Raw genomic sequence first — 6,341 nt, forward strand, 5'->3', positions numbered from 1 at the left:
AGCCGACGCGCGTCCCGCACCGTAACGCCCATACACCCCAAACGATCACAAACCATTTGGGTTACGGGTCAATAACCCGGTCGGCGGCTGACGGAAGGACATGCGCAGTGGCACCAGCACGACCACCCGCCGCCCGACTGGCGGCACTGATCGTCATGATGGTCACCCTCGGCGTCGCGCTCCCGGTCGGCGCCGCCACCGCCGCTCCCCCCGGCGGCCTGCGGGCCGCCGCGGCACCCGACGGCGACGAGGAGGGCGGCACTCCCGCTCTACGGGCCCAGCTCGAGGCGGCCAGCAAGGGCTACCTGGACGCGAAGCGGGCCCTCGACACCTCCGTCCAGCGGCAACAGCAGCTCGCGGTCAAGCTGAAGACCACCGAGGCCGAGATGACCGTGCGGAACGGCAAGGTCGGCGAGATCGCCGGCGTGGCGTACCGCACCGGCCGCCTCAGCACCGTCTCGGCGCTGCTCAACAGCAACACTCCCGAGGGCTTCATGGACCGGGCGGCCGCGCTGGACGTGGTGGCCGCCAACGAGGACCGGGTGCTACGCGACCTGCACACCACCAGGGACGAGGCGAACCGCACCCGCGTCGCCCTCGACGGCGAGATCCGTGAGCAGCGCAAGCAGGTCGAGGTGATGGCAAAGCGCAAGGAGCAGGCCGAACGGGCCCTGACCATCGCCACCACCAAGCCGCGCACCACGGCTGCCGACACCAGCTCCAACCGCGGCACCTCCACCGCCAACGCCCAACCCGCCCCGCGCAACTCCGACGGCTCCTGGCCGTCCGAGTCGTGCAGCATCAACGACCCCACCCCAGCCAGCGGCTGCATCACCCCCCGCACCCTGCATGCGCTCAACCAGGCCAAGGCGGCCGGATTCAACCACTACGTCTCCTGTCACCGCTCCGGCGGCTCCGGCGAGCATCCGAAGGGCCGGGCCTGCGACTTCGCCGCCGCGAAGGGCGGGTTCGGCGGGGACGCCACCGGCGCCGACAAGACGTACGGCAACAACCTGGCCGCGTACTTCATCCGCAACGCCGACCGGCTCGCGGTGCTCTACGTGATCTGGTACAGGCAGATCTGGCTACCCAGCAGCGGCTGGAAGGCGTACAGCGGGGGGAACGGCGACCCCTCCAGCGACCACACCAACCACGTACACCTGTCGGTGTACTGACCCGTAGCCCGGCCGGCGCCCCCGTGGACGTCGGCCGGGCTACGTCGGTGGGCGTACCCCGGACGTCGTCGGCGGTCGGACGACGCCGCCGGGTCGGGCCGGGAGCATTCCGATATGCCGAGAATCGCGCCCACCACCCGCAAGGCACTGCTCACCCTGCACCTGGTCACGTCCCTCGGCTGGCTCGGGACCGACCTGGTGCTGCTGACCCTCGGCATCGCGGCACAACGCGGCGCCGATCCGGCCGTGGTCTACCCGGTCGCCCGGCTCGTCGGTACCGTGCTCTTCGCGCCGTTGAGCGTGCTCGTCTGGCTCGTCGGTGTCGCCAGCGCTCTGCTCACCCCCTGGGGCCTTCTGCGCTACCGGTGGGTGCTGATCAAGCTCGTGATCACGACGGTGATGGTCGGGCTGGTGCTCTTCCTGCTCACCCCGAACCTGCGGCACGCCGACGCCCTGGGTGCCGCCCTGCCCGCCCGGGACCGCGCCGACCTGGTGATCGCGCCGGCGGTGTCGACCACCCTCATGATCATCGCGACGGTGCTCTCCACCTACAAGCCCTGGGGACGCCGGCCCACGCGCGGCACGGCGCAGGATCGCCCCTCGCGCGGCGCGGGGTCAGCTCACGCAACAACCAGGAGGTAGTGGCCACGGGCCGCGTTGAGGCCACTACCTCCTGGATCGATCGCGATCATGGCGTACGGCTGTCGAGGACCGCGCCCAGGCGTGCGGCCAGGGCGAAGTGGGCGGCGATGGCTTGGCGGAAGGCGTACCGGAACAGGGGTGTCGGCGCGCGCAGGGTGATGTCGACGTCGATGCGGACCAGACCGTCCGGCTCGGTACGCAGCCGGGTGTGGTTGCGTACGGTGATGGCGGGCCACTGCCGCGCCACGGTGACGATCTCGTCAGGCTCACTGACCAGCACGTCCGCCTGGTAGGTGGTGCGAAAGCGCAGCGGGCCGGCCGCCAGCCTGTCGTTGATCGTGTAGCTGGCGCGGGCACCCGGACGGGGCGCCACCTCGCGGACCCGGACGATCGGGGGATGCAGCTCACCCTGACGGGTCAGGTCGCTCAACAGCGCCGCCGCCTCCGCGAGTGCGCAGCGCGCCTGGACGGTGTAGCCGAAGGTATCGCTGCTGAGCACACCGTCTCCCGACGTCGCTGGTCGCACGATGGTCCCGTACCCCCGCTCGGCTGGCAACGGCCGGACGGACACCGTGCGTTGTCCCGGTATTCGCGCAGCGTTCCCACTACGGTCGGTTGATGGGAAATCACCGGTTGTGACGAAAGGTGGACGCATGAACGGCGACGACCGGTGACCGGGCACGTGATGGTCTTCGCGCCCACTCCGCAGCTCACGGTGACCGTGGACCAGCCGAACGACCAGCCCGAGCTGCACCTGCACCCCGGCGGCCAGGGCGTCTGGCAGGCCCGCATGGTGCTCTCCCTCGGGGTCGACGTGGTGCTCTGCGCCGCGCTCGGCGGCGAGATCGGCCAGGTGTTGGAGCCGCTACTGGTCAGCGAGGGGGTGGACCTGAAGGTCGTGGTACGCGATTCCGGCAGCGGCGCGTACGTGCACGACCGGCGCGACGGCTCCCGGCAGGAGGTCGTGGACGTGCCCGGGGAGCGCCTGAGTCGCCACGAGCTGGACGAGTTGTACAACCTGGCGCTCGGCGAGGGGTTGCGCGCCGAGGTGAGCGTCCTCAGTGGTCCCCACGCGCCGTGGCTCGTCCCGGCCGACCTGTACCGGCGCTTCGCCGCCGACCTGGGCGCGAACGGCAGCCGCGTGGTGGTCGACCTGTCCGGTGACCACCTCGGCGCGGTGCTGGACAGCGGCGTGTTCTTCCTCAAGGTGAGCCACGAGGAGTTGATCCGGGACGGTCGCGCCCGCGACGGGAGCGGCCCGGAGCTGACCCGGGCGATGTACGAGCTGCACGCCGCCGGCGCGGAGACGGTGGTGGTGAGCCGGGCCGACCAGCCGGCGCTGGCGCTCGTCGACGGGGAACTCTTCGAGGTGGAGATGCCCCGGCTGGAGGCCGCCGATCCGCGCGGAGCTGGCGATTCGATGACCGCCGGGGTGGCGGCCGTGATCGCCCGTGGTGGCGACATCCGGACGGCCATCCGTACCGGCGCCGCGGCGGGCGCGCTGAACGTCACCCGGCACGGCCTGGGCACCGGACGCCTGGACTCGATCACCGGCCTGGTGGAGCGGATCCACCTCGCCCCGGCGGACACCCGGCAACAGGAGCGGACCACGCCCGACGAGTTGGCCGACCGGGTGGTCGAGCGATGACGCTGCGGGTGCTCGTGACCAACGACGACGGGATCGGCGCACCGGGCATCCAGGCGTTGGCCCTGGCGGCCGCGCAGCGGGGCCTGGACGTGGTGGTCGCGGCGCCGCTGGAGGAGGCGAGCGGCACCAGCGCCGCGATGAGCGCGGTGGAGCGGGACGGGCGGGTGGTGGTGCACGACCATCCGCTGCCCGACCTGCCGGGGGTGCCCGCCTACGGTGTCGGCGGCTCACCCGGTTTCATCACGCTGATCGCCCTGCACGGCGCGTTCGGTCCGCCGCCGTCGGTGGTGCTGTCGGGCATCAACCGGGGCGCCAACGCCGGCCGCGCCGTCCTGCACTCGGGCACGGTGGGCGCCGCGTTCACCGCGGCCTCGAACGGGTGCCGTGCCATGGCGGTCTCGCTGGACGTGCTGACCGCGGGCGAGGCGACGGCCGCCAGTGGCGGCGCTGCCGTCGACGCCGCGGCCCGTGTCCGCGACGCCGAGCGACACTGGAGCACCGCCGCGCGGGTCGCCCTGGACCTGCTCCCCAGGCTCACGTCCGGGCCGCCGGAGAGCGTGCTCAACGTCAACGCTCCCGACCTGCCCCACGAGCGGCTGCACGGGGTACGTCGCGGCGCGCTGGCCAGCTTCGGCCAGGTGCAGATGACGGTGGCCGAGTCGGGGCACGGCTTCGTGCGCACCTCGCTGGAGGAGCCGGGGCAGGCCGCGCAGCCCGGCACCGACGTGGCGTTGCTGGCCGCCGGGTACGCGTCGGTCACGGCGATCCGGGCGGTTACCGAGGTGACCGACGTGGACCTGACCGATCTGGACGATTTGCCCTGACGGTGGTGGCCGCGCTCAGGCGCCGGGAAGCACCTCGGGGGTGGCGGCACCGGCGAAGTAGGGCTCCGGCGCGCCGAAGAGACCGAGCAGGCCGGTCACCCAGAGCTGACGGTGCACGAACCGGCTCGGCTCGGTGACGACCAGCTTGATGCCGCTGACCTCGGCGGTCTGGAAGCCGGCAACCATGGCGCTGATGCCCACGGAGTCGATGAAGGTGACCAGCCTCATGTTCAGCTCGATGCGGAGCGGTCGGCTCTTGGCCAGCACCTCCGCGATCGCCTCACGCACCTCGTACGCTGTGTCGACGTCGATCTCACCCCGAGGGGCGATCTCGATGACACCACCGGACAGGACCGACTTCACGATCAACAGGCTCACGCGAGCACCTCCACCCGCCCGTCCCCCGGGCGCCTCATCAGTACGCGGGCCGCGACCGAGAGTATTCCGCCAACGGCCTCGGTCGCCACCCCTCGGGATGAGCAATTCACGGATCCGGACGCGCAAAGTCGCCCAAATCCCCACTTTTCGGTATCTGATCATTCAATACTTTTCGTTATCTGATCAGTCGACGATCGGTCGGAACCGACGCGTCGCCGGACCAGGGTAGCGGTCGCGGCGCGGCGAGCCCGACATCCGCCCCGCCCCGCACACCCGTCCCGCGTGGGCCCTGCGTGTCGCGCCAGCCCAGCGCGGTGCGACCCGGCCACGTGGTTGCCGGCGCTGCCTAGCATCGGCCGGGACACCCACCGTGACGGAGAGGACCTTCGATGATCAAGCGACTGGCCGGGTTGGCCGGCGTCGGTCTACTGCTCGCCCTCGTACTGGCCTGCGGTTTCGGCGGCGGAGACGACGATGACGACGATGACGACTTCGCGCGTGGTGTGGCCGCGGTGGCGGTGCGCTGACCTAGTCGCAGGGGTATGCCGGACCGGGTTTGCGCCGGACCGGCTCGGGGCACTGCGCAATCAGCGAACCGTGTCGCGCTGGACGGACGCCGAAGTCCGAAGTGGCCGGCGGCTTCGGCACCTGAGGAGGTAACCACGATGTTCGGAACGAACCTGCTGGACCGGCGCAGCAAGCCGGAGCGGATCGCGGACCAGGCGTGGGAGCAGCTGCTCTCCGCCGTCAGCTCCGCGGGAGACAGTGTCCGGGACACCGCGCGGTCGGCCCGTCGCAGCGGCGGCGACCTCGCCGACGGCGCCGGTGACCTGGTGGGCTCCGCGGCGGAGGAGGCACGGCTTCGGGCCTCGCGCGCCTTCGACGCGCTCGCCGGCCGCCAGCCGGCGCTGCCGTGGACGCTGCTGATCGGCGCCGTGCTGGTCGGCGCGGCGGTCGGCTGGGCCGTGGGCTCCGCCGCCCGCGCCGCCGGCAGCCGGGACGACCGCGCGGTGAACGACGTCGAGTTCGTCGACGTCGACCGCCCCAACTCCCCCGTCGGCCTGGACGACTAGCGAACGGCACGCGAAGGCCCCGTCGACACATCTTCGGCGGGGCCTCTCCCGTCGCGCAGGCGTGACGACGCGCGATCGGGGTTGCGCCCGGTCCGCCGGGGTGCCGGACCCCTCAGGCAACCCCGGCGGACCGGTGTTCACGGGTGGCCCGGACGACGCCGGGCCACCGGGTCAGCGACTCGTGCAGGTCACCGTGGGCGGCGGCGAGTTGGTGCCGGTCCAGGAAGCGAGGAAACCGATCGTGGTGCTGGCCCCGGCGCCGAGCGCGCCGTTCCAGCCGCTGTCCACGACCGAGACGACGGCCCCGTTCTGGGTGTGGGTGCCGCCCCACAGTTGGCTGATGCGCTGGCCGTTGGGGAAGGTCCAGCCAAGCGTCCAGCCGGCGATGGGCCTGGTGCCGGGGTTGCTGACCACCACCTCGGCCTGGAATCCACCCGACCAGGAGCCGGTGACCCGGTAGGTCGCCGCGCACCCACCAACCGGAGGCGGCGTCGTCGGAGGCGGCGTCGTGGGGGGCGGTGTGGTCGGAGGCGGCGTCGTGGGGGGCGGCGTCGTCGGAGGCGGCGTCGTGGGGGGCGGCGTCGTCGGAGGCGGCGTCGTG

Annotated in this window: 9 protein-coding genes; 6 read left to right on the forward strand and 3 right to left on the reverse strand. The window is 72.1% G+C overall.

All coding sequences use genetic code 11. The features are described from left to right. Nucleotides 1-107: 107 nt before the first annotated feature. Both ACLQ24_RS12500 and ACLQ24_RS12505 read left to right on the forward strand, forming a co-directional pair. Nucleotides 108-1,175 carry a coiled-coil domain-containing protein gene (locus ACLQ24_RS12500; RefSeq protein ID WP_425891345.1) on the forward strand — a complete coding sequence of 356 codons (1,068 nt, stop codon included), beginning with the start codon at nucleotides 108-110 and terminating at the stop codon, nucleotides 1,173-1,175. Nucleotides 1,176-1,289: 114 nt separating this feature from the next. Next, nucleotides 1,290-1,817: a hypothetical protein gene (locus ACLQ24_RS12505; protein WP_425891347.1), complete on the forward strand. Its 528-nt coding sequence runs from the start codon at nucleotides 1,290-1,292 to the stop codon at nucleotides 1,815-1,817. Between the two features lie 46 nt (nucleotides 1,818-1,863). Here ACLQ24_RS12505 and ACLQ24_RS12510 read toward each other — a convergent pair whose 3' ends face one another. Further along, nucleotides 1,864-2,316, reverse strand: a complete 453-nt coding sequence (locus ACLQ24_RS12510) for an SRPBCC family protein (RefSeq protein ID WP_425891349.1) — start codon at nucleotides 2,314-2,316, stop codon at nucleotides 1,864-1,866. Between the two features lie 171 nt (nucleotides 2,317-2,487). On the opposite strand from ACLQ24_RS12510, the gene ACLQ24_RS12515 reads away from it, so the two are divergent. Together ACLQ24_RS12515 and surE are read left to right on the forward strand one after the other, a co-directional pair. Beyond that, a complete protein-coding gene (locus tag ACLQ24_RS12515) occupies nucleotides 2,488-3,465 on the forward strand; it encodes a 1-phosphofructokinase family hexose kinase (protein ID WP_425891350.1) in 978 nt (325 codons plus the stop codon). Next, complete coding sequence (gene surE, locus ACLQ24_RS12520) at nucleotides 3,462-4,289, forward strand: 5'/3'-nucleotidase SurE (RefSeq protein ID WP_425891352.1); 828 nt, start codon at nucleotides 3,462-3,464, stop codon at nucleotides 4,287-4,289. The genes ACLQ24_RS12515 and surE overlap by 4 nt, the downstream gene beginning before the upstream one ends. A 15-nt stretch (nucleotides 4,290-4,304) precedes the next feature. Here the strand turns inward: surE and ACLQ24_RS12525 are convergent, their stop codons facing one another. Further along, the gene (locus ACLQ24_RS12525) at nucleotides 4,305-4,667 is read right to left on the reverse strand and encodes an STAS domain-containing protein (RefSeq protein ID WP_425891354.1); all 363 of its coding nucleotides are present in this window, start codon (nucleotides 4,665-4,667) and stop codon (nucleotides 4,305-4,307) included. Between the two features lie 389 nt (nucleotides 4,668-5,056). Here ACLQ24_RS12525 and ACLQ24_RS12530 point away from each other — a divergent pair, with 389 nt between their 5' ends. After that, nucleotides 5,057-5,194 carry a hypothetical protein gene (locus ACLQ24_RS12530; protein WP_425891356.1) on the forward strand — a complete coding sequence of 46 codons (138 nt, stop codon included), beginning with the start codon at nucleotides 5,057-5,059 and terminating at the stop codon, nucleotides 5,192-5,194. A gap of 138 nt (nucleotides 5,195-5,332) precedes the next feature. Continuing rightward, nucleotides 5,333-5,740, forward strand: coding sequence for a hypothetical protein (locus tag ACLQ24_RS12535; RefSeq protein ID WP_425891358.1), 408 nt, complete (start codon nucleotides 5,333-5,335; stop codon nucleotides 5,738-5,740). A 171-nt stretch (nucleotides 5,741-5,911) separates the two neighbouring features. Here ACLQ24_RS12535 and ACLQ24_RS12540 read toward each other — a convergent pair. Continuing rightward, a partial coding sequence (locus ACLQ24_RS12540; protein WP_425891360.1) for a cellulose binding domain-containing protein occupies nucleotides 5,912-6,341 on the reverse strand: 430 nt, incomplete at its 5' end.

This window comes from Micromonospora sp. DT4 (assembly GCF_049841675.1).
Lineage (GTDB): Bacteria > Actinomycetota > Actinomycetes > Mycobacteriales > Micromonosporaceae > Micromonospora.

Coding starts and splice junctions, on each gene's coding strand:
- ACLQ24_RS12505 (WP_425891347.1), top strand. CDS start 1,290: ATGCCGAGAATCGCGCCCACCACCCGCAAGGCACTGCTCACCCTGCAC.
- surE (WP_425891352.1), top strand. CDS start 3,462: ATGACGCTGCGGGTGCTCGTGACCAACGACGACGGGATCGGCGCACCG.
- ACLQ24_RS12530 (WP_425891356.1), top strand. CDS start 5,057: ATGATCAAGCGACTGGCCGGGTTGGCCGGCGTCGGTCTACTGCTCGCC.
- ACLQ24_RS12535 (WP_425891358.1), top strand. CDS start 5,333: ATGTTCGGAACGAACCTGCTGGACCGGCGCAGCAAGCCGGAGCGGATC.